We start from the raw sequence: 20,167 nt of genomic DNA on the forward strand, positions 1-20,167 counted from the left end.
TTCGTTTCAATGTCGCCACTGACGGGGGCAGAGATCACCGCGGATCCGCTTTTTGCTGTAAATAATGGCGCAGCCAGTTGCCTGCCGTCCCCGGCGGGGAGCGTTTATTCCAGACCAGATCGATCGCCACCGAGCGCGGCCAGCCCGGCACATTGAGCTGCACCAGCGCTTTCGCCGGCGCAAACTCCTCTACCAGCGCGCAAGGCAGCGCGCACCAGCCAAATCCCTGAACCGCCATGCTGAGCAACATCAGGTAGTTAGGTGCCGACCAGACCGGCCCCTGCGCCAGCACCGGTTCACGCTCCAGATAGGTATTCAGGCGCAGCTCCCGCCAGCTGTGCAGTTCATCGTGCTCCGTTCGCGCCTGCGCGGCCAGTGGATGGCTGGCTGACGTATAAATCGCCATATGGGTCTGCATGGGAAGGCGAACGGCGGCAATGTCGGTGGGATAGTTTTCCCGCGCCTCGGTGAGGCCAATCTGCGCCCGCCCTTTTTGCAGCAGATCGATGACATCTTCCTCTTCGCCAATCAGACACTCAAATTCGGTATGGGGAAAACGCTCATCAAAACGAAACAGCATCTCCTCCAGCACATCCGGATGCAGGGTATCGGAGAGGACAAAGGTGAGCCGTGCTTCGGTCTCTTCGCTAAGGGATACCGCCAGTTCATCCAGCCGCGCGCTGGCCGCCAGAATCGACTGCACATAGCCCAGCACCTGCTTGCCCTGGGCGGTGAGTACCGGCTGGCGGGCACTGCGGTCGAACAGGGCAAAACCCAGATCATCCTCCAGATGGGCGATGGCGGTGCTGATGGTGGACTGGCTTTTCCGCAGGCGGCGGGCCGCAGCGGAAAAAGAGCCCGCAGCAACCGTCTCGACAAATGCTGTTAATGCTTCGGGTGAGTAGCGCATGATGTATCTACTTTATCGATGGAATCTCACTTTTATATATCACTTTTAGCGATAAAAATAGCCGCATGATTGGCCGTCCGGGCTTGTTTTTGAGGTAAGAGATTATGCAGCACAACGATGTTCAGCGCAGAAAACTGCCGGAACGCATTTTTCACGCCGTCTGTTTTGAGGGTATTGCCACGGCGATCCTGGCCCCGACCACCGCGTGGCTGATGCAGCGCCCCATACTGGAGATGGGCGGGTTAACTGTTCTCCTCGCCACCACGGCGATGATCTGGAACATCATCTTCAACTACCTGTTCGACAGGCTGTGGCCGCGGCATAAGGTGCCTCGCACCGCGAAAGTCCGCGCCCTGCACGCGCTGGGCTTTGAAGTCGGGTTCATCTTTATCGGCGTCGGGATTGTATCGCTGGTGCTGGGCGTGAGCCTGCTTCAGGCCTTCACCTTAGAGATTGGCTTCTTTATTTTCTTCTTGCCGTACACCATGGTTTATAACTGGGCGTACGATACCCTGCGCGATCGCATGATTAAGCGACGCCAACAGCGGCAGGCTGCCACCTCTTAACTCCCCTGGCCGGAAATGCTTTCCGGCCCGCTTAAAACCGTCCCAACCGCCAGGCCAACTGTTGATTATGGTAAAATAGTCTCCTTTTTGTTGGTTTTATAGTTGATACGTTTATCTCATGTCGAAAATCTGGTCTAAAGAAGAGACCCTATGGAGCTTTGCCCTCTACGGCACTGCCGTGGGCGCAGGAACCCTGTTCCTGCCCATCCAACTGGGATCTGCGGGCGCTGTCGTCCTTTTCATCACCGCCCTTGTGGCATATCCATTCACCTACTGGCCCCACAAAGCGTTATGCCAGTTCATCCTCTCTGCAAAAACCAAAGGTAGCGAAGGGATCACCGGCGCGGTGACCTACTACTACGGGAAAAAGATCGGCAACCTGATCACCACGCTCTACTTTATCGCCTTTTTTGTGGTGGTGCAGATCTATGCCGTGGCGATCACCAACTCGCTGACCGAACAGCTGGCGAAGCATATGACGGTGGACACCCCCGTGCGTGTGCTGGTCAGCCTGGGCGTCGTGCTGGCGTTAAATCTGATCTTCCTGATGGGGCGGCATGCCACCATCCGGGTGATGGGTTTTCTGGTCTTCCCGCTGATCGCTTATTTCCTGCTGGTGTCGCTCTATCTCACCCACAGCTGGCAACCCGCGCTGCTCACCAGCCAGATGAGCGTTGATAAGCACACTCTGCACCAGGTGTGGATCTCCATTCCGGTGATGGTGTTCGCCTTTAGCCATACGCCGATTATTTCAACCTTTGCCGTCGACCGGCGGGAGAAATATGGCGAGGCCGCCATGGGCAAATGTACCCGCATCATGAAGGTGGCCTACCTGGTTATCTGCCTGAGCGTGCTCTTCTTCGTCTTCAGCTGTCTGATGTCGATCCCACCCTCTTACATCGTCGCCGCGAAAGAGGAAGGGGTCACCATCCTCTCGGCGCTCTCGATGATGCCCTCCTCCCCTTCGTGGCTTGGGATTTCCGGGATTGTTGTCGCCATCATCGCGATGTCGAAGTCGTTTCTCGGCACCTATTTCGGGGTGATTGAGGGCGCGACGGAGATGGTGAAATCATCATTAAACCAGGTTGGAGTGAAGAAAAGCCGGGCCTTTAATCGGACCGTGTCGGTGATGGGCGTATCATTAATCACCTTTACGGTGTGCTGCATTAATCCCAATGCCATCTCGATGATCTATGCCATCAGCGGGCCGCTTATCGCCATGATTTTGTTCATCATGCCGACTCTGTCGACCTTCCTCATTCCGGCGCTGAAGCCCTACCGCTCCGTCGGCAATGTGCTGACGCTAATTATCGGGGTGTTATGCGTGTCGGTGATGTTTATCGCTTAAAAAAGAGAACCTGCAGCGCGCTGCTGCAGGTTCAGAATCAGGCGCGGATATCGTCATACTCGCGGGTGTTATCAAACTCATGTTTGGCGAACGGGCAGAGGGGAATAATTTTACGGTTTTCGGCACGCATCTTTTCCACCACCCTTGCCACCAGCTGTTTGCCCACGCCCTGCCCTTTCAGGCTGGGATCGACATCGGTATGCTCAATGATACTGAGGTGCTCGCCGGTGGGGACAAAGACGATCTCCGCAACCTGATTGCCTTCGGCATCGTTCACGTAAAACTTGTTATGGCCTTCCTGAATATCCATGTTATCTCGCTTATTTGTGGCGGTATTTAAGTGCGCCGCTTGGGCAGGTATCGATCACACGCACAACCGTATCGACATCCACTTCATCAGGGATGATCCACGGTTTACGTTTCAGATTGAAGAGCTTAGCGCTGCCGCGCACGCAGTTTCCCGCGTGTTGGCAGATGCCGGTATTGAAGTAGACGTCAATTTTCTCACCGGTATAGGCCCGGTATCCCGCCTCCAGCAGTTCATTATCCATGACATTGCCTCTGAATTATTATGGTTGGGATTAAGCATAGCGCGACATCTCTATTCAACCTGCTCGTTTAAAAATAAACAACATTAATCTGCAATCTGGCTACCCACGCTGGATAATTAACGCTGTTTTTCAGTAATACAGGTCAGATAATGAGAAAGATATCCCCGCTCATACTGGTATTTAGTATGGTTTTTATCACCGGCTGTAGCAGCCCGGAACTGGACAAAGTTGAACAGATCAACAGGTTGCATATTCCATTAGTTCTGCCCGGCAGCAAAGCCCCACCGGCACAGACATCCCATATCGCCTCGCTGTACAATTCCAATAAACAGGATATAGAGAGGCTTACCGACACGCTAAAAAAGCAATATTTACAGGATGTAAGACCCAAAGAGATATTTGCAATGGATAGCGATGTACAGCCCGTGTACGCTTCTCTTTCCCGATTAGAAGCATTAGCCATGATGAATCAGCAATACCTGAAAGATAAGAATGAAATGGGGTTACAGCAGATACATATTGCGCTCAAACCGGTTATTACCGGCTAATCTTCGATAAAAAAACCCGGCAGGTTAATGCCGGGTTAAAAGCGTTCCAGAATTTTATTTATTACTGATCTCTACCACCACCCGACGATCCGGGGACAGACAACTAATCAGCGCGTTGCCGCTCTGACCATTACATTGCGCTCCCGTCACGGACTCACTCGCACCGCGGCCTGCTGTGGTGATGTTTTGCGCCGGAATGCCCAGCGCAACCAGTTCATCAGCTACAGCCTGCGCGCGGCGTTCAGAGAGTTGCAGATTGTAGTCAGGCGTACCGATACGATCGCTGTAGCCAATAACCACTGTCGACTTGTCGTTGGCAGGCTGTAAACCCGGGCTATTGTAGAGCTGGCGAATCGCTGCGTGGCCTTCGCTGGTAAGGGTTGCAGAGTCATAGTCAAACATCACATCGGATTTCAGGTTAAAACGCTGTGGCGCCGGGGCCGGTTCAACGGTAGCCGCGGGAGTGGCGACAACAGGTGCGTCCTCATGCTGACCAAAACGGTAGCTCAGCCCGGCCGTAACCGAACTGACATCACTGCTTACTCCAATCTGGTTGGCGTTGCCAACGTTGCTTACCCATTGATACTCAAGGCGGCCCGCCCAGTTTTTGTTAAAGGCATACTCGGTTCCTACAGCAGCCAGCGGGCGGACTCCGGTTTCAAAGCGATTATGACCGCTTACATCGGATTCAGCCCGGTATCCCATTGCCCCGGCCCGGCCATACAGGTCCCATTTCGGCGTGACGGCATAGCTGGCTTTCAGGGACATCTGGATCCCCTGACTTTTCATCCTGGCGCCAGCGCCGGCGTGATGGCCGTTTAACTGCATATTCCCTAAATAGTCGTAACCACCTTCCACAGCAAGCCAGGAGTTAATCTGGTAACCGGTATAAATACCGCCACTCACATTATCCTGGTCTAAATCAAAATGGTTTGAGCCACTGTTATTATCCAGCGCTTTGCTACCCGTGTTGGTATCGAAATAGTGCGACCAACCTAATTTTCCACCGCTGTACCAGGTTCCGGCATCACCTGCAGCAAAAGCTGCGGTAGCGGTAAAAGCATTTGCGATAATTAACGCAACAATAGTCTTTTTCATAACAATCCCGTTCACACTTACTGTAGATAGATTTCTTTATTAATTTCAGTAGGCAAACGATATAGAAAAAAAGCTGTCAGGTTAATTATCATTCTGTTTAAAATTAAATTTTCAGTTAAAAACTCTCTGGCAAACTCTTTAGCTCCTGAAGATAACCGCCACGTTTAAAGTTGATATATCCCCCTCGTTTCAGGGCAGAAATGACATTTAACACACTGCTGCGGGAAAGCAGCGTTCTGTCCTGAATATAATCGAGGATCGATATACGCATGCGAGTCTGTTCCGGCAGCGTGATCATCTCCAGCAGGTGGTTACGTATCACGGAATAGGTTCGTTGTTGTACCACTAGCGCGTCACGATAAAACAGATAAGCAGTATGGTAGGAAAGCACCGCTGCCACCTCCTCCCATAACCCTTGTTGGGAAATAAGTTCCGCCGCCCGCCCTGCATCAATCCGTAACAGTGTCGACTCAGCTTCGGTGCGCAGAATATGGCCTTTTGTCGGCTGGATCATCTCCGCAATACCAAAAAGATGCGCTTCGTAAACTGTGACAATCAACAGCCCATCAGAGGCACGCAGGATGGATAACTCTCCCTCGATAAAAAAGTAGAGCTGGGGACGTCCTTTGTATGTCCAGGTCATTCGCTTGCGGGGGATGACCTGGAGTTTATCCGCGATCGGCTCAAGCGCAGCAAGCAGACGCTGCATGGCCTCTTCGGGACGAACGGGTGAAATAAGATGCATAGTATGACCTGATAACGTTGGATAGCAGCCAGAATAGCTCTGCGATTTGCGCAGGTTGGCCTCTACTTCTCTCTTCAGATATAGCAATGAATAAACGGCGGGTAAAATTTAGGTTGTTTATTTTTAAATTTTTGCACGACGGGGACGGATGCTGTGTCGCGCTGTTGCAGAGATAAAAGCTGGAGCGGGCGAAGGGAATCGAACCCTCGTATAGAGCTTGGGAAGCTCTCGTTCTACCATTGAACTACGCCCGCTTTGAGGTGCGTAAGGCATTATAGACCTTACGCCTCTGCTGACAAGAGACCTGCTTGCTAAGTGGCGATAAAATAGTCACTTAGCACTTCGGTTTACCGCCCGGCGCCGGTAAATAGCGGATCGGATCGATAGCCGTCGCCCGATAGCGGATCTGGAAATGCAGCGCCACGGTATTGGAGCCGGTGCTGCCCATAGTCGCAATCTTCTGCCCCGCCTTCACGTTTTGCCCGTTATTCACCAGCATTGTGTCGTTATGGGCATAGGCGGTGATGTAGTCCTCACCGTGCTTAATCATGATCAAATTGCCATAACCCCGCAGCTGATTGCCGACATAGACAACTTTGCCCGCATCGGAAGCATACACCGGTGCGCCTCGGGTGCCGGCGATATCAATGCCTTTGTTTCCCCCTTCTGCGGTGGAGTACGGGATCACCACTTTGCCGCTGGCAGGCCAGACCCAGCAGCGCTGCCCGACAGGCGGCCAGGAAGATTTCGGTACGGTGTAAGATGGGGTGACCGCAGCGGTTTTACCGCGGCTCTTTGACGAAGACTTTCTGGCCGTACTGCTGGTACCGTTAATCTTCAGCTTTTGCCCCACTTCGATGGTGTAAGGCGGAGAAATATTGTTCAGGCGCGCCAGCTCCTTCACGCTGGTGCCGGTCGCACGCGATATACGGTACAGCGTATCACCGCGTTTAACGGTATACACCGGGCCAGAATCCGATGATTTACTGCCCGCGCATCCCGCCAGCAACAGGGCCAGAATCAGGCAAAACAGAGCAGAAACGGGGTTTTTCGTCGGGCTTCCTGCAAACAAAACAGTTCCTCGGTCAACGTGAATGGCCGCGCTATCATAGCAGCCTCATTACGGATGCCCAAGAGCACCCTGCGCGACAACCAGTGTAGCAGCGATTACGCTCCAGGCCGTGAAGGGCGAAGAAGCCCGGGCTGCAAGAGGCTCACCGCTGCGCTTCGCGACAAACGCCAGGCAATAAAAAAGCCCCGACGCAATATACGCCGGGGCTTTTTCGCAACAGGGATTATTTTACCGGACGCATCGCCGGGAAGAGGATCACGTCGCGGATGGTGTGGCTGTTGGTAAACAGCATCACCATACGGTCGATACCAATACCCAGACCCGCCGTCGGCGGCAGGCCGTGTTCCAGTGCGGTCACGTAATCTTCGTCGAAGAACATCGCTTCGTCGTCACCCGCCGCTTTCGCATCAACCTGATCCTGGAAGCGCTGCGCCTGATCTTCTGCATCGTTCAGCTCGCTAAAGCCGTTGCCGATTTCGCGGCCACCGATGAAGAACTCGAAGCGGTCAGTGATTTCCGGATTCACATCGTTACGACGCGCCAGCGGAGAGACTTCAGCCGGGTATTCGGTAATGAAGGTTGGCTGAATGAGGTGCGCTTCGGCCACTTCTTCGAAGATCTCGGTCACGATACGGCCCAGACCCCAGCTCTTCTCAACCTTGATACCGATGCTCTCAGCGATCGCTTTCGCAGAGTCGAAGTTATCCAGATCGGCCATCTCGGTTTCCGGACGGTATTTCTTGATTGCTTCACGCATAGTCAGCTTAGCGAACGGCTTACCGAAGTCGAACACCTCTTCGCCGTACGGCACTTCGGTGGTGCCCAGAATGTCCTGCGCCAGGGTGCGGAACAGGGATTCGGTCAGCTCGATCAGATCTTTGTAATCCGCGTAGGCCATATAGAGTTCCATCATGGTGAACTCTGGATTATGACGAACGGAGATGCCTTCGTTACGGAAGTTACGGTTGATCTCAAATACGCGATCGAAACCGCCCACCACCAGACGCTTCAGGTACAGTTCCGGCGCGATACGCAGGTACATGTCCAGGTCCAGGGCATTGTGATGGGTAATGAATGGACGCGCGGAGGCACCGCCCGGGATCACCTGCATCATTGGGGTTTCCACTTCCATAAAGTCGCGGTTAACCATGAACTGGCGAATACCGGCCATGATCTTAGAGCGAATTTTGAAGGTGTTGCGGGACTCATCGTTAGAGATGAGATCCAGGTAGCGCTGGCGATAGCGCGCTTCCTGATCCTGCAGGCCGTGGAACTTGTCCGGCAGCGGGCGCAGGGCTTTGGTCAGCAGACGCAGCTCGGTGCAGTGGATGGAGAGCTCGCCGGTCTTGGTTTTGAACAGCTTGCCTTTGGCGCCCAGGATATCGCCCAGGTCCCACTTTTTGAACTGCTCGTTGTAGATGCCTTCTGGCAGATCGTCGCGAGAAACATACAGCTGAATGCGACCGCCAACATCCTGCAGCGTAATAAAGGAGGCTTTACCCATGATACGACGGGTCATCATGCGGCCAGCAACGGCCACTTCGATGTTCAGCGCTTCCAGCTCTTCGTTCTCTTTAGCGTCGAAGTCAGCATGCAGTTGGTCTGAGGTACGATCGCGGCGAAAATCGTTCGGGAACGGCACGCCCTGCTCGCGCAGCGCAGCCAGCTTCTCGCGGCGGGTTTTCAGTTCATTATTAAGATCGGCTACCGCGTCAGCGCCCTGTGCTTGTTGTTCAGACATGTTGGTTCCTCATAACCCTGCTTTCAAACTTGCTTCGATAAATTGGTCCAGGCTGCCATCCAGCACCGCCTGCGTGTTACGGGTTTCGACACCGGTACGCAGGTCTTTGATGCGGGAGTCATCAAGGACGTAAGAACGGATCTGGCTGCCCCAGCCGATATCAGACTTGTTATCTTCCATCGCCTGTTTCTCAGCATTTTTCTTTTGCATCTCCAGCTCATAAAGCTTCGCTTTCATCTGCTTCATGGCCTGGTCTTTGTTTTTATGCTGGGAACGGTCGTTCTGGCACTGTGTCACCAGCCCGGTTGGGATGTGGGTAATACGCACCGCAGATTCCGTACGGTTAACGTGCTGACCACCCGCACCGGATGCGCGGTAGACGTCGATACGCAGATCTGCCGGGTTGATTTCGATGTCGATATCTTCGTCCACTTCCGGATAGACAAACGCGGAGCTGAACGAGGTATGGCGGCGACCGCCGGAGTCGAACGGGCTCTTACGCACCAGACGGTGTACGCCGGTTTCAGTACGCAGCCAGCCGTAGGCATAATCGCCAATGATCTTGATGGTGACAGATTTCAGGCCTGCCACTTCGCCTTCAGACTCTTCGATAATCTCAGTCTTGAAGCCGCGGGCTTCAGCCCAACGCAGATACATGCGGGTCAGCATGCTGGCCCAGTCCTGGGCTTCTGTACCGCCGGAACCGGCCTGGATATCAAGGTAGCAGTCGGCGCTGTCGTACTCGCCGGAGAACATACGACGGAATTCCAGCTGTGCCAGCTTCTCTTCCAGCCCGTCGAGCTCTGCGACAGCTTCGTTGAAGGTCTCTTCGTCGTCGGCCTCAACGGCCAGCTCCAGCAGTCCGGAAACATCATCCAGACCCTGCGCCATTTGATCCAGCGTATCTACGATAGCTTCGAGAGAGGAACGCTCTTTACCCAGCGCCTGTGCGCGTTCAGGTTCGTTCCAGACGTCTGGCTGTTCCAGCTCAGCGTTTACTTCTTCAAGACGCTCTTTCTTGGCATCGTAGTCAAAGATACCCCCTAAGAACGTCGGAGCGCTCGGTGAGGTCCTGAATGCGGTTTTTTACCGGATTAATTTCAAACATGGTCTGTTTTCTTTTATGGACGAGTAAAAATGCGGTGTAAGGGCGGAATTGTACCGGATTCACGCCCTTTTTTATAGCGGAATAGTGATGCTAAAGTGGCCAGATATGGTCGATGATGATTTGCAGGCTGCGGTTGCCGCGAAACTCGTTAATATCCAGTTTATAGGCCAGTTCGACTTCGCGTACGCCGTTATCAGGCCAGATTGTGGTGTCCACGTTAAAGGCGATACCGTCCAGCAGCGGACCGCCGCCAACCGGCTCCACCATCACCTTCAGATGCCGTTCCCCCACCAGACGCTGTTGCAGCAGGCGAAAACGCCCGTCAAACAGCGGCTCCGGGAACATCTGCCCCCACGGACCGGCGTCGCGCAGCATCTGCGCCACCTCCATGGTCATATCCGCCGGCGCCAGCGGGCCATCGGTGACCACTTCGCCCTGGAGCAGAGCCGGATCCAGCCAGTCGGTGACCAGCTCGCTGAACAGGCGCTGGAACTGGTCAAATTTCGCCTCTTCCAGCGACAGTCCCGCCGCCATGGCGTGGCCGCCAAATTTAATCATCAGCCCCGGATGCAGCGTATGCAGGCGCTCCAGCGCGTCGCGCATATGCAGCCCCTGAATCGAGCGGCCGGATCCTTTCAGGGTGCCGTCTCCGGCAGGGGCAAAGGCGATCACCGGGCGGTGAAAACGCTCTTTAATGCGCGAGGCGAGGATGCCCACCACCCCCTGATGCCACTCGGGGTGATACATCGCCAGCCCGCCGGGCAGCGAGTCGCCGCTGCGCTCCAGCTTTTCGCAGAGGATCAGGGCTTCGGCCTGCATCCCCTGCTCGATCTCTTTGCGGGTCTGGTTCAGCGCGTCCAGCTCGTTGGCCAGTACGCGCGCCTCGCCGATGTTATCGCACAGCAGCAGCGCTACGCCCACCGACATATCGTCCAGACGTCCGGCAGCGTTCAGACGCGGGCCAAGGGCAAAGCCGAGATCGCTGGCCGCCAGCCGCAGCGGGTCCCGGTTGGAGATCTCCAGCAGCGCCTTGATACCCGGACGGCATTTCCCCGCCCGAATGCGGTTCAAACCCTGCCAGGTCAGAATACGGTTATTGGCATCCAGCGGCACCACGTCCGCTACGGTGCCCAGCGCCACCAGATCGAGGAATTCCGCCAGATTAGGCGGCGCAATACCTTTAGCGTCAAACCACCCTTCATCACGCAGCCGTGTACGCAGCGCCAGCATCAGATAGAAAGCCACCCCCACCCCCGCCAGCGATTTCGACGGGAAGTCGCAGTCGCGCAGGTTGGGGTTAACGATCGCTTCTGCCGCCGGTAAGGTATCCCCAGGCAGGTGGTGATCGGTGACCAGCACCGGGATGCCAAATTCATGGGCGCGCTCAACTCCGGAGTGGGAGGAGATCCCGTTGTCCACCGTCAGGATCATCTGCGCGCCGCGGGCGTGAGCCTGATCCACCACTTCCGGACTCAGGCCATAGCCATCCTCAAAGCGGTTCGGCACCAGATATGAGACGTTGTCGCACCCCATCGCCCGCAGGCTGAGCACGCTCAGCGCGGTACTGGTGGCGCCATCGGCGTCAAAATCCCCCACCACAATGATGCGCGTTCCTTCCCGCAGGGCGTTGTACAGCAGCTCGGTGGCGCGTTCGACGCCGCTAAGCTGCTGCCAGGAGAGCATACCCTTTACGCTGCGTTCAAGGTCATCTGCATTTCGCACGCCACGGCTGGCATAGAGCCGACGCAACAGCGGAGGGAGCGTCGCGGGTAACGCGGCGCTCTCGTCCACTTCACGACGACGAAGTTGTGTCGAAGATTTCACGCGAATTATTTACCGCCAAACTGTTTCTGGTGCTCATCAAGGAAGGCTTTCATCTCTTTCGGCCCCTGGTAGCCCGGCACAACATAGCCGTTGCTCAGCACGATCGCAGGCGTACCGGTCACACCAAACTGCACGCCCAGCGCGTAGTGATTGGCAATGTCGATATCACAGGAGGCAGGCTTAACGCCTTTACCGCTCATGGCATCATCAAAGGCTTTGTTGCGATCTTTCGCACACCAGATGGCCTTCATGTCCTGCTCAGGCTGGCTCTGCACGCCCGCACGCGGGAAGGCGAGATAACGCACGGTGATCCCCAGCGCGTTGTAATCTTTCATCTCTTCATGCAGCTTGTGGCAGTAGCCGCAGGTGATGTCGGTAAAGACGGTAATGACATGTTTTTCCTGCGCCGCTTTGTAGACGATCATCTCTTTTTCCAGCGCGTTCAGGTTTTTCATCAGCATCTGGTTGGTAACGTTAACCGGCTGCGCGCCGCTCACGTCGTACAGCGGTCCCTGGATAAAGTGCTTACCGTCTTCGGTCACATACAGCACGCCGCTGTTGGTCAGTACCGTTTTCATGCCCGCAACGGGCGCAGGCTGAATTTCGCTACTGGTGACACCAAGCTTCGCCAGAGACTGTTTGATGGCCGCATCGTCAGCATGCGCCAGACCGGATAATGACGCTGCCAGCAGAGAGAACAGCACTAAAGACTTTTTCATATTGGTTCCTGTTACAAGTCATCACGCACGTGGGTGATGCTGTTGGTGTAGCTGCCGCAGGCGTTCCGTCGCGACATGCGTGTAGATTTGCGTCGTTGACAGGTCACTGTGCCCAAGCAGCATCTGGACCACGCGCAGATCGGCACCGTGATTCAGAAGATGGGTCGCAAACGCGTGACGCAGAACGTGCGGCGAAAGTTTTTCACTGTCGATACCCGCCAGTGTGGCGTAATGTTTGATGCGATGCCAGAAGGTTTGACGTGTCATTTGCTGCGCGCGCTGGCTGGGAAACAGCACGTCAATGGAGACACCGTTCAGCAACCAGGGGCGGCCATGCTGAAGATAGCTCTCCAGCCAGTAAACCGCCTCTTCACCCAGCGGCACCAGACGCTCTTTATTGCCTTTACCGATCACCCGTACCACGCCCTGGCGCAGACTGATATCGCTCATCGTCAGCCCGACCAGTTCAGACACGCGTAATCCTGTGGCGTAAAGCACTTCGAGCATCGCTTTATCGCGTAACTCCAGCGGTTGGTCAACCACTGGCGACTGTAATAATCTCTCAACTTGCGCTTCGCTGAGATCTTTTGGCAAACGCTGGGGCAGTTTTGGCGACGCCAGTGCCGCACTGGGATCATCAGGGCGTATCTTCTCGCGATAAAGGTGCTGAAACAGACGCCGCATGGCGCTCAGCAGCCGCGCGGAACTGGTGGCTTTATATCCCCCTTCCATCCGCTCGGCAAGCAGCGCCTGCAAATTGTCGCTTTGGGCCGTGGCCAGAGAGAGATCATGATGGTGTAACCATGCCACCAGCATCGCCAGATCGCGTCGGTAGGCGCTGAGGGTGTTCTCGGCAAGATTCTTCTCCAGCCAGAGCGCATCGAGAAACTGTTCGATGAGTGAGAGATCCTTTTCCACGTCCGCCTCTTTCGTTCTGCAATGGGGCATTATGCCTGAATGGGTCTTGTTTCTGGTACACTACTCGCAAAGTCATAGCAAGTATTGAGACATTTTAGCGATGAATATTGGTCTGTTTTATGGTTCCAGCACCTGCTACACCGAGATGGCCGCAGAGAAAATTCGCGACATTATCGGCCCGGAACTGGTCACCCTGCACAATCTCAAAGATGATGCCCCATCGATGATGGAGCAGTACGACGTGCTGATCCTCGGCATCCCGACCTGGGATTTCGGTGAACTGCAGGAAGACTGGGAAGCCATCTGGGATCAGCTCGACTCCCTGGCGCTTGAAGGCAAAATTATCGCGCTTTACGGCATGGGCGATCAGCTGGGCTACGGCGAGTGGTTCCTCGACGCGCTGGGGATGCTGCATGACAAGCTGGCACCGAAAGGGGTCACGTTCATCGGTTACTGGCCGACAGAAGGCTATGAGTTTACCAGCAAGAAACCGATTATCGCCGACGGAGAGCTGTTTGTCGGGCTGGCCCTGGATGAAACCAACCAGTACGACCTCAGTGAAGAGCGCCTGCAGAGCTGGTGCGAGCAAATCCTTGGCGAAATGGCGGAGCAGTTCAGCTAAACCACTACCGCCCCTGCGTCGGCTGGTGCGACATCATCCGACGCAGATCCCGCCACTCCGCTTCATCCATACTGTCTGCCGCAAGCCATAAATGATGGCAGCGTTGACCCGCGCCTTTGCGTAAGCGGAGCATCATGCCGGAGTTCAGCATCCACGGCGTGCCGACAATTTCCCACTCGCTCTCCTGCCAGTGCAGACGGGAATCCATAAACAGTTTGATTTCACCCTGACGGGCGTTAATGCGCCGCTGACTGCGTACGCTATCAAACACCACCAGCGACAGCAGCATCAGCCATAACGGGGTGTAGCTCAGCGGCCACGGCATCAGAAGAATAACAGCCGCGACCAGGCCGTGGAGCAGAAGCGACATCCACTGGGCGCGCCATGAGACGCGTAGATCAGATTGCCACAGGACCACGTTCCTGATTCCGTGTCTGAATTAAAAGCACCATCCGTTGCAGCTCGGCGTCGGCGGGTTTGCCGTGATTCATCAACCAGTTAAATAAATCGGGATCGTCGTTCTCCAGCAGGCGAACGAAGAGATGCTTATCCTCATCGCTCAGGCTGTCATATTCGTATTCGAAGAACGGCATGATGGAGATATCGAGTTCGCGCATGCCGCGACGGCATGCCCAGTGAATGCGGGCTTTGTTATTAATGTCCATGTCTGATTCCTGCATAACGTTGAGTTCAGGCAGTGTTCCGTTCGTATCGGCAGAGAAACGTGCTCAACCGGGAAGAAACGGCTCTTAGTGTAACGTGTTTTTTGCTGTTTCATTACTGGAATATTGTGTTCCAGGAGCAGGCTTCCACAAAAAACCACAATAAATAAGCGTGTTCAGCTGTTTTGCGTAGCGTTACGTAGATTAGGCTAAGGGCACGAATAGCCTGTTGAAACCGCTTGCAATGGCTACAGTCTCTTTTACCATTAGGCATTATCAAAGCGTTAAGCAATTCAGGACATCAATATGGCATTTACACCCTTTTCTCCGCGCCAGCCTGTCGCCTCTGCGCGTCTGCCGCTGACGCTTATGACCCTTGATGACTGGGCGCTGGCAACCCTCGTCGGCGTGGACAGCGAAAAGTACCTGCAGGGCCAGGTGACCGCGGATGTCAGTCAGCTGACCGAACACCAGCATCTGCTGGCGGCGCACTGCGATCCGAAAGGCAAGATGTGGAGCAACCTGCGCCTCTTCCGTCGTCAGGATGGTTTTGCCCTGATCGAACGTCGTAGCCTGCGCGACGCCCAGCTCACCGAGCTGAAAAAGTATGCGGTATTCTCTAAAGTGACCATCGCGGCCGATGACGAGCAGGTGCTGCTGGGTGTGGCGGGCTTCCAGGCGCGCGCCGCGCTGAAAAACCTGTTCAGCGAACTGCCTGATGCAGAAAAACAGGTCACCAACGACGGGGCTACCTCGCTGCTGTGGTTTGAACATCCGGCAGAGCGTTTCTTACTGGTAACCGATGTCGCTACCGCCGAGCGCGTGACCCAGGCCCTGCGTGGCGAAGCGCAGTTAAATAACAGCCAGCAGTGGCTGTCGCTGGACATTGAAGCGGGCATTCCGGTTATTGATGCCGCCAACAGCGGGCAGTTTATTCCGCAGGCGACCAACCTTCAGGCGCTGGGCGGTATCAGCTTTAAAAAAGGCTGCTATACCGGTCAGGAGATGGTTGCCCGCGCGAAGTTCCGCGGCGCCAACAAACGCGCGCTCTGGTATCTGGCGGGTAAAGCCAGCCGCGTACCGGAAGCCGGTGAAGATCTGGAGCTGAAAATGGGTGATAACTGGCGCCGTACCGGCACCGTACTGGCTGCCGTTCAGCTTGACGATGGCCGCCTGCTGGTTCAGGCCGTGATGAATAATGATATGGAGCCAGACAGCGTCTTCCGCGTCCGTGAGGATGTGAATACGTTAAGCATTGAGCCGCTGCCCTATTCGCTGGAAGAGTGATAGCTGTTGCCCGGTGGCGCTGCGCTTACCGGGCCTACAAAACCCGTAGGCCGGGTAAGGCGAAGCCGCCACCCGGCAATTTTTATTAGACCTGCCCGACGTACAGATAAATCGCCAGGAAATGGCACACGCTGCCGCCCAGTACAAACCCGTGCCAGATAGCGTGGTTATAGGGGATGCGCTTGCAGACGTAAAAAATGACCCCCAGCGAATAGACAATTCCGCCCACCGCCAGCAGTGTCACACCGCCCGCCGCCAGTTTTACCGCCAACTGATAGATCACAATCAGCGACAGCCAGCCCATGGTCAGATAGGTCACCAGCGACAGCACCTTAAAGCGGTGCGCGATGGTGAGCTTAAACAGGATCCCCAGTAGCGCCAGGCTCCAGATAACAATCATCAACCCACGCGCCAGGGGTGAATCCAGCCCGACCAGCAAAAACGGCGTATAGGTTCCGGCAATCAGCAGATAGATCGCGCAGTGGTCAAATTTCTTCAGCCAGATCTTGGCCCGCTGATGGGGAATGGCGTGGTACAAGGTGGAGGCCAAAAACAGCAGGATCATACTCCCGCCGTAGAGGCTGTAGCTGGTGATCGCCAGCGTGCTGGCGTTAGTGTCGACGGCCTGAACCAGCAGCAACACCAGCCCAACGATGCCAAACACCAGGCCAATACCGTGGCTAATGCTGTTGGCTATCTCCTCAGCCAGCGAATATCCCTGTGTGGTTAATGGTTTGCTAACCATAGATAACTCCGGGAAAACAAAAGTGAATAATGTCTCGCTGTCTATGCTAACTGAGAATGATTCCAGTGAACACCTGTTCGCTAAAATAAATATCAGTTTAAAATTTATTTATTACAATCATAAGGTTGAGGGATTATTTCAGCTAACGGCTGTTCACATAAAAACTTAAAGGCATTTAAATTCAATAACATAAAACTGATGCTGGTCCGGGTAAATGTCTGTAATTACCCGCTTCAGTTCGTCCAGGGACATGTTCTCCTGTTGAGCATGTTTTTCACTCAGCGTATCGAGCGTGACCGTCGACGTGCCTGTAACCTTAATGGTGCAAAAGTAGCCGTCATCCTCATAACGCCCCACCCGCAGCACATCGCCCGCTTTGAAATGTGATTCGCTTTCATCGCGGAGAGTAATGGTCTTACGTCCGGCCAGAATGTCATCCTGAAAGCGCTGAAAAAAAGTGATGTCGTTTGGCTGCATGTTATTATTCCCTGAAGATGAAGTCTGATGAGTGAGTTTAGCCCCAGTGAGCATGTTCTCCCATTCCGCCATTGCCAGCCTCAACAACCTGGAGATGATGGTCTACAACACCGTCATTAAAAACCGCGATCGGGTGATGTACATGACCATTCGTGAACTGGCGGATGCGGCGGGGGTGTCCACCACCACCGTGCTGCGCTTTTGCCGCAAGCTGAACTGCGATGGCTATTCGGAATTCCGCGTGCGGTTTAAATTATACCTTGAGCAAAACGAACCGCAGCAGGCTAATTTTGGCGCCAGTGAGATTATCAGTTTTTTCAAAAGCGTAAACAACGACGAATTTGACGCGCTATTAAATAACGCCGTGGATATTATATTATCCTCGGAACGTATTATATTTGTCGGCGCTGGCACCTCAGGTTCGCTGGCAAAATATGGCGCACGGTTCTTTTCCAATATTGGAAAATTCAGCAACCATATCGACGACCCTTATTTCCCGGTCACTAACGATATGGCAAAAAATGCGCTGGCGATTGTGCTCTCGGTCTCGGGCGAAACCGAAGAGATCCTGCGCTTCGCCAGCCAGTTCAGCCTGCATCACTGCAAGGTACTCTCCATTACCAGCCACGAACATTCGCGACTGGCGAAACTGGCGGACTTTAACCTCTCATGGCATGTTCCGCAAACGCGTATCGCAGGCGTCTACGATATTACCACGCAGATTCCGGTTATTTATATTCTTGAATCGCTGGGGCGTAAACTGGCGAAGAAATTAACGGAATAAAACACCCTGTTTTTTCGGTGTAACATATTACAACTCTCACGAATTGTTATATCGTGACATTTTATTCCCCTTTGTTAGACTCAAAAACAATAGCAATAAATGAGATTAGCAAAGATGAAAAAACTCACCTTACCAAAAGACTTTTTATGGGGCGGCGCGGTTGCGGCGCATCAGGTTGAAGGCGGCTGGAACAAAGGCGGCAAAGGCCCGAGCATTTGTGACGTGCTGACCGGCGGCGCGCACGGCGTACCGCGTGAAATCACCCAGGAGGTAGTTGACGGCAAATACTACCCTAACCACGAGGCCATCGACTTCCACGGTCACTATAAAGAAGATATCAAGCTGTTTGCCGAGATGGGTTTCAAATGCTTCCGCACCTCCATCGCCTGGACCCGTATTTTCCCGAAAGGTGACGAAACTCAGCCCAACGAAGAGGGGCTGAAGTTCTACGACGACATGTTCGATGAGCTGCTGAAATACAACATCGAGCCGGTCATCACCCTCTCCCACTTCGAAATGCCGCTGCACCTGGTGCAGGAGTACGGCGGCTGGACCAACCGTAAGGTGGTCGATTTCTTCGTCAACTTCGCCGAAGTGGTCTTTGAGCGCTACAAGAGCAAGGTCAAATACTGGATGACCTTCAACGAAATCAACAATCAGCGTAACTGGCGCGCGCCGCTGTTCGGCTACTGCTGCTCCGGGGTGGTCTATACCGAGCATCAGAATCCGGAAGAGACCATGTACCAGGTGCTGCATCACCAGTTCGTGGCCAGCGCCCTGGCGGTGAAAGCGGCCCGTCGCATCAACCCGGAGATGAAAGTCGGCTGCATGCTGGCAATGGTCGCGCTCTATCCTTACTCCTGCAAACCAGAAGATGTGATGTTTGCTCAGGAATCGATGCGTGAACGCTATGTCTTTACCGACGTGCAGTTGCGGGGTTACTACCCGTCCTACGTGCTGAATGAGTGGGAGCGCCGCGGTTTCACCATCAAGATGGAAGCGGGCGACGAGCAGATCCTGCGCGAAGGCACCTGTGATTATCTGGGCTTCAGCTATTACATGACCAACGCGGTGAAAGCGGAAGGCGGCACCGGCGATGCGATCTCCGGCTTTGAAGGCAGCGTGCCGAACCCGCACGTGAAAGCGTCCGACTGGGGCTGGCAGATTGACCCGGTGGGCCTGCGTTACTCCCTGTGCGAACTCTATGAGCGCTATCAGAAACCGCTGTTTATCGTGGAAAACGGCTTTGGCGCGTACGACAAAGTAGAAGAGGACGGCAGCATCAATGATGACTACCGCATCGACTATCTGCGCGCGCACGTGGAAGAGATGATGAAAGCGGTCACTTACGATGGTGTGGATCTGATGGGGTACACCCCGTGGGGCTGCATCGACTGCGTGTCGTTCACTACCGGCCAGTACAGCAAACGTTACGGCTTTATCTATGTGAACAAGCACGACGACGGCACCGGCGACATGTCCCGTTCGCGTAAGAAGAGCTTTGAGTGGTACAAAAAAGTGATCGCCAGCAACGGCGAGACGCTTTAATCCGGCATTGCCGGGCGGCGCTGCGCTTGCACCGGCCTGCGATCGATCCCCTCTCCCCTATGGGGAGAGGGTTAGGGTGAGGGGCCTTACTTCCCGCCCGCTAACTCAATAAAACTGCCCGTCACGTACGAGGCCTTCTCGCTCAGCAGCCAGACAATCGCCTGCGCCACCTCTTCCGGCTGGCCGCCGCGCTGCATCGGCAGCATCGACTTCACCCGATCCACCCGCCCCGGTTCACCGCCGGAGGCATGAATGTCGGTGTAAATCAGCCCCGGACGCACGCAGTTCACCCGGATGCCCTGGGCCGCCACTTCCAGCGATAGCCCGGTCGTCAGGGAGTCCACCGCCCCTTTCGATGCCGCGTAATCCACATACTCCCCCGGCGCGCCGAGTCGTGAGGCTGCTGAAGAGACATTCACGATCGCCCCGCCTTTACCGCCATGTTTCAGCGACATGCGTTTCACCGCTTCGCGGCAGCAGAGGAAATACCCGGTCACGTTGGTGGCCAGCACGCGGTTAATCCGCTCGGCGGAGAGGTTCTCAATGGTGCTCTGCTCGAAGAGAATCCCGGCGTTGTTGACCAGCGCGGCGAGGGGCTCCCCTTCGCGATCGAGGCTGTCGAACATCGCCATAACCTGCGCTTCGTCGCTGATATCCGCGCGCAGGGCAAAGGCTCTGCCGCCCTCTTCTGTAATCTGATTGATCACGTCGGTGGCGGCGCTGATGTTGTGGTGATAATTCACCGCCACGTTATAACCCACACGCGCCAGCTCAAGCGCCGTCGCTTTGCCAATCCCACGGCTGGCGCCGGTGACTAATGCGATTGCCATCTACAACCTCCGGATAAAAAAAAGCCGGGTGGCGCTGACGCTTACCCGGCCTACAGTATGACAG

23 protein-coding genes and 1 tRNA gene are annotated in these 20,167 nt (G+C 54.9%); 7 read left to right on the top strand and 17 right to left on the bottom strand.

Annotated features, from left to right (window positions below):
- Positions 1 to 34: 34 nt before the first annotated feature.
- Positions 35 to 910: a LysR family transcriptional regulator gene (locus ACOKCT_RS14315; RefSeq protein WP_103176860.1), complete on the bottom strand. Its 876-nt coding sequence runs from the start codon at positions 908 to 910 to the stop codon at positions 35 to 37.
- A 104-nt stretch (positions 911 to 1,014) separates the two neighbouring features.
- Here ACOKCT_RS14315 and ACOKCT_RS14320 point away from each other — a divergent pair, with 104 nt between their 5' ends.
- Together ACOKCT_RS14320 and ACOKCT_RS14325 are read left to right on the top strand one after the other, a co-directional pair.
- Complete coding sequence (locus ACOKCT_RS14320) at positions 1,015 to 1,476, top strand: multidrug/biocide efflux PACE transporter (RefSeq protein ID WP_103176861.1); 462 nt, start codon at positions 1,015 to 1,017, stop codon at positions 1,474 to 1,476.
- A 118-nt stretch (positions 1,477 to 1,594) separates the two neighbouring features.
- On the top strand, positions 1,595 to 2,824 hold the full coding sequence (locus ACOKCT_RS14325) for an amino acid permease (protein WP_420193598.1): 1,230 nt from the start codon (positions 1,595 to 1,597) through the stop codon (positions 2,822 to 2,824).
- Between the two features lie 37 nt (positions 2,825 to 2,861).
- Here ACOKCT_RS14325 and ACOKCT_RS14330 read toward each other — a convergent pair whose 3' ends face one another.
- The gene (locus tag ACOKCT_RS14330) at positions 2,862 to 3,134 is read right to left on the bottom strand and encodes a GNAT family N-acetyltransferase (RefSeq protein WP_103176863.1); all 273 of its coding nucleotides are present in this window, start codon (positions 3,132 to 3,134) and stop codon (positions 2,862 to 2,864) included.
- Positions 3,135 to 3,144: 10 nt separating this feature from the next.
- Positions 3,145 to 3,375, bottom strand: a complete 231-nt coding sequence (gene yjdI, locus ACOKCT_RS14335) for a 4Fe-4S mono-cluster protein YjdI (protein WP_040074154.1) — start codon at positions 3,373 to 3,375, stop codon at positions 3,145 to 3,147.
- 185 nt (positions 3,376 to 3,560) lie between these two features.
- On the opposite strand from yjdI, the gene ACOKCT_RS14340 reads away from it, so the two are divergent.
- Positions 3,561 to 3,923, top strand: coding sequence for a hypothetical protein (locus tag ACOKCT_RS14340; protein WP_420193599.1), 363 nt, complete (start codon positions 3,561 to 3,563; stop codon positions 3,921 to 3,923).
- A 54-nt stretch (positions 3,924 to 3,977) separates the two neighbouring features.
- On the opposite strand, the gene ompA is transcribed toward ACOKCT_RS14340, so the two are convergent.
- From ompA to xerD, 9 genes are all read right to left on the bottom strand, one after another.
- On the bottom strand, positions 3,978 to 5,021 hold the full coding sequence (ompA, locus tag ACOKCT_RS14345; RefSeq protein ID WP_420193600.1) for a porin OmpA: 1,044 nt from the start codon (positions 5,019 to 5,021) through the stop codon (positions 3,978 to 3,980).
- A 115-nt stretch (positions 5,022 to 5,136) separates the two neighbouring features.
- Complete coding sequence (locus ACOKCT_RS14350) at positions 5,137 to 5,766, bottom strand: helix-turn-helix domain-containing protein (RefSeq protein ID WP_420193601.1); 630 nt, start codon at positions 5,764 to 5,766, stop codon at positions 5,137 to 5,139.
- A gap of 180 nt (positions 5,767 to 5,946) precedes the next feature.
- Positions 5,947 to 6,020: transfer RNA gene (locus ACOKCT_RS14355), tRNA-Gly, on the bottom strand.
- An 80-nt stretch (positions 6,021 to 6,100) separates the two neighbouring features.
- Positions 6,101 to 6,838 (bottom strand): amidase activator ActS, encoded by a 738-nt coding sequence (gene actS, locus ACOKCT_RS14360; RefSeq protein WP_103176867.1) that lies wholly within the window; start codon positions 6,836 to 6,838, stop codon positions 6,101 to 6,103.
- A gap of 223 nt (positions 6,839 to 7,061) precedes the next feature.
- A complete protein-coding gene (gene lysS, locus ACOKCT_RS14365; protein WP_180209364.1) occupies positions 7,062 to 8,579 on the bottom strand; it encodes a lysine--tRNA ligase in 1,518 nt (505 codons plus the stop codon).
- A 9-nt stretch (positions 8,580 to 8,588) separates the two neighbouring features.
- A protein-coding gene (gene prfB / locus ACOKCT_RS14370; RefSeq protein ID WP_103176869.1) for a peptide chain release factor 2 occupies positions 8,589 to 9,687 on the bottom strand; the annotation gives its coding sequence in 2 pieces (ribosomal slippage) (positions 8,589 to 9,611 and positions 9,613 to 9,687; 1,098 coding nt in all).
- Between the two features lie 90 nt (positions 9,688 to 9,777).
- The gene (recJ, locus tag ACOKCT_RS14375) at positions 9,778 to 11,511 is read right to left on the bottom strand and encodes a single-stranded-DNA-specific exonuclease RecJ (RefSeq protein WP_103176870.1); all 1,734 of its coding nucleotides are present in this window, start codon (positions 11,509 to 11,511) and stop codon (positions 9,778 to 9,780) included.
- 5 nt (positions 11,512 to 11,516) lie between these two features.
- Positions 11,517 to 12,230 carry a bifunctional protein-disulfide isomerase/oxidoreductase DsbC gene (dsbC, locus tag ACOKCT_RS14380; protein WP_156655193.1) on the bottom strand — a complete coding sequence of 238 codons (714 nt, stop codon included), beginning with the start codon at positions 12,228 to 12,230 and terminating at the stop codon, positions 11,517 to 11,519.
- Between the two features lie 21 nt (positions 12,231 to 12,251).
- The gene (gene xerD, locus ACOKCT_RS14385; protein WP_270094390.1) at positions 12,252 to 13,178 is read right to left on the bottom strand and encodes a site-specific tyrosine recombinase XerD; all 927 of its coding nucleotides are present in this window, start codon (positions 13,176 to 13,178) and stop codon (positions 12,252 to 12,254) included.
- 70 nt (positions 13,179 to 13,248) lie between these two features.
- Here xerD and fldB point away from each other — a divergent pair, with 70 nt between their 5' ends.
- Positions 13,249 to 13,770, top strand: a complete 522-nt coding sequence (gene fldB, locus ACOKCT_RS14390; protein ID WP_103176873.1) for a flavodoxin FldB — start codon at positions 13,249 to 13,251, stop codon at positions 13,768 to 13,770.
- A gap of 4 nt (positions 13,771 to 13,774) precedes the next feature.
- Here the strand turns inward: fldB and ACOKCT_RS14395 are convergent, their stop codons facing one another.
- On the bottom strand, positions 13,775 to 14,188 hold the full coding sequence (locus ACOKCT_RS14395) for a protein YgfX (protein WP_103176874.1): 414 nt from the start codon (positions 14,186 to 14,188) through the stop codon (positions 13,775 to 13,777).
- Entirely contained in the window at positions 14,169 to 14,435 is a 267-nt protein-coding gene (sdhE, locus tag ACOKCT_RS14400) for an FAD assembly factor SdhE (RefSeq protein ID WP_103176875.1), read from the bottom strand. The genes ACOKCT_RS14395 and sdhE overlap by 20 nt, the downstream gene beginning before the upstream one ends.
- 303 nt (positions 14,436 to 14,738) lie before the next feature.
- Here sdhE and ygfZ point away from each other — a divergent pair, with 303 nt between their 5' ends.
- On the top strand, positions 14,739 to 15,719 hold the full coding sequence (ygfZ, locus tag ACOKCT_RS14405) for a tRNA-modifying protein YgfZ (protein ID WP_156655194.1): 981 nt from the start codon (positions 14,739 to 14,741) through the stop codon (positions 15,717 to 15,719).
- An 85-nt stretch (positions 15,720 to 15,804) separates the two neighbouring features.
- Here the strand turns inward: ygfZ and trhA are convergent, their stop codons facing one another.
- Positions 15,805 to 16,464: a PAQR family membrane homeostasis protein TrhA gene (trhA, locus tag ACOKCT_RS14410; protein ID WP_103176877.1), complete on the bottom strand. Its 660-nt coding sequence runs from the start codon at positions 16,462 to 16,464 to the stop codon at positions 15,805 to 15,807.
- A 165-nt stretch (positions 16,465 to 16,629) separates the two neighbouring features.
- A complete protein-coding gene (gene yqfB / locus ACOKCT_RS14415) occupies positions 16,630 to 16,941 on the bottom strand; it encodes a N(4)-acetylcytidine aminohydrolase (protein ID WP_103176878.1) in 312 nt (103 codons plus the stop codon).
- 52 nt (positions 16,942 to 16,993) lie between these two features.
- Between yqfB and ACOKCT_RS14420 the strand changes: the two genes are divergently transcribed.
- Positions 16,994 to 17,725, top strand: coding sequence for a MurR/RpiR family transcriptional regulator (locus ACOKCT_RS14420; RefSeq protein ID WP_103176879.1), 732 nt, complete (start codon positions 16,994 to 16,996; stop codon positions 17,723 to 17,725).
- 114 nt (positions 17,726 to 17,839) lie between these two features.
- Positions 17,840 to 19,273, top strand: coding sequence for a 6-phospho-beta-glucosidase BglA (bglA, locus tag ACOKCT_RS14425; RefSeq protein ID WP_156655195.1), 1,434 nt, complete (start codon positions 17,840 to 17,842; stop codon positions 19,271 to 19,273).
- Positions 19,274 to 19,359: 86 nt separating this feature from the next.
- On the opposite strand, the gene ACOKCT_RS14430 is transcribed toward bglA, so the two are convergent.
- Positions 19,360 to 20,103: an SDR family oxidoreductase gene (locus ACOKCT_RS14430; RefSeq protein WP_103176880.1), complete on the bottom strand. Its 744-nt coding sequence runs from the start codon at positions 20,101 to 20,103 to the stop codon at positions 19,360 to 19,362.
- Positions 20,104 to 20,167 lie beyond the last annotated feature (64 nt).

Source organism: Leclercia sp. M-A074-M (assembly GCF_965195605.1).
GTDB lineage: Bacteria > Pseudomonadota > Gammaproteobacteria > Enterobacterales > Enterobacteriaceae > Enterobacter.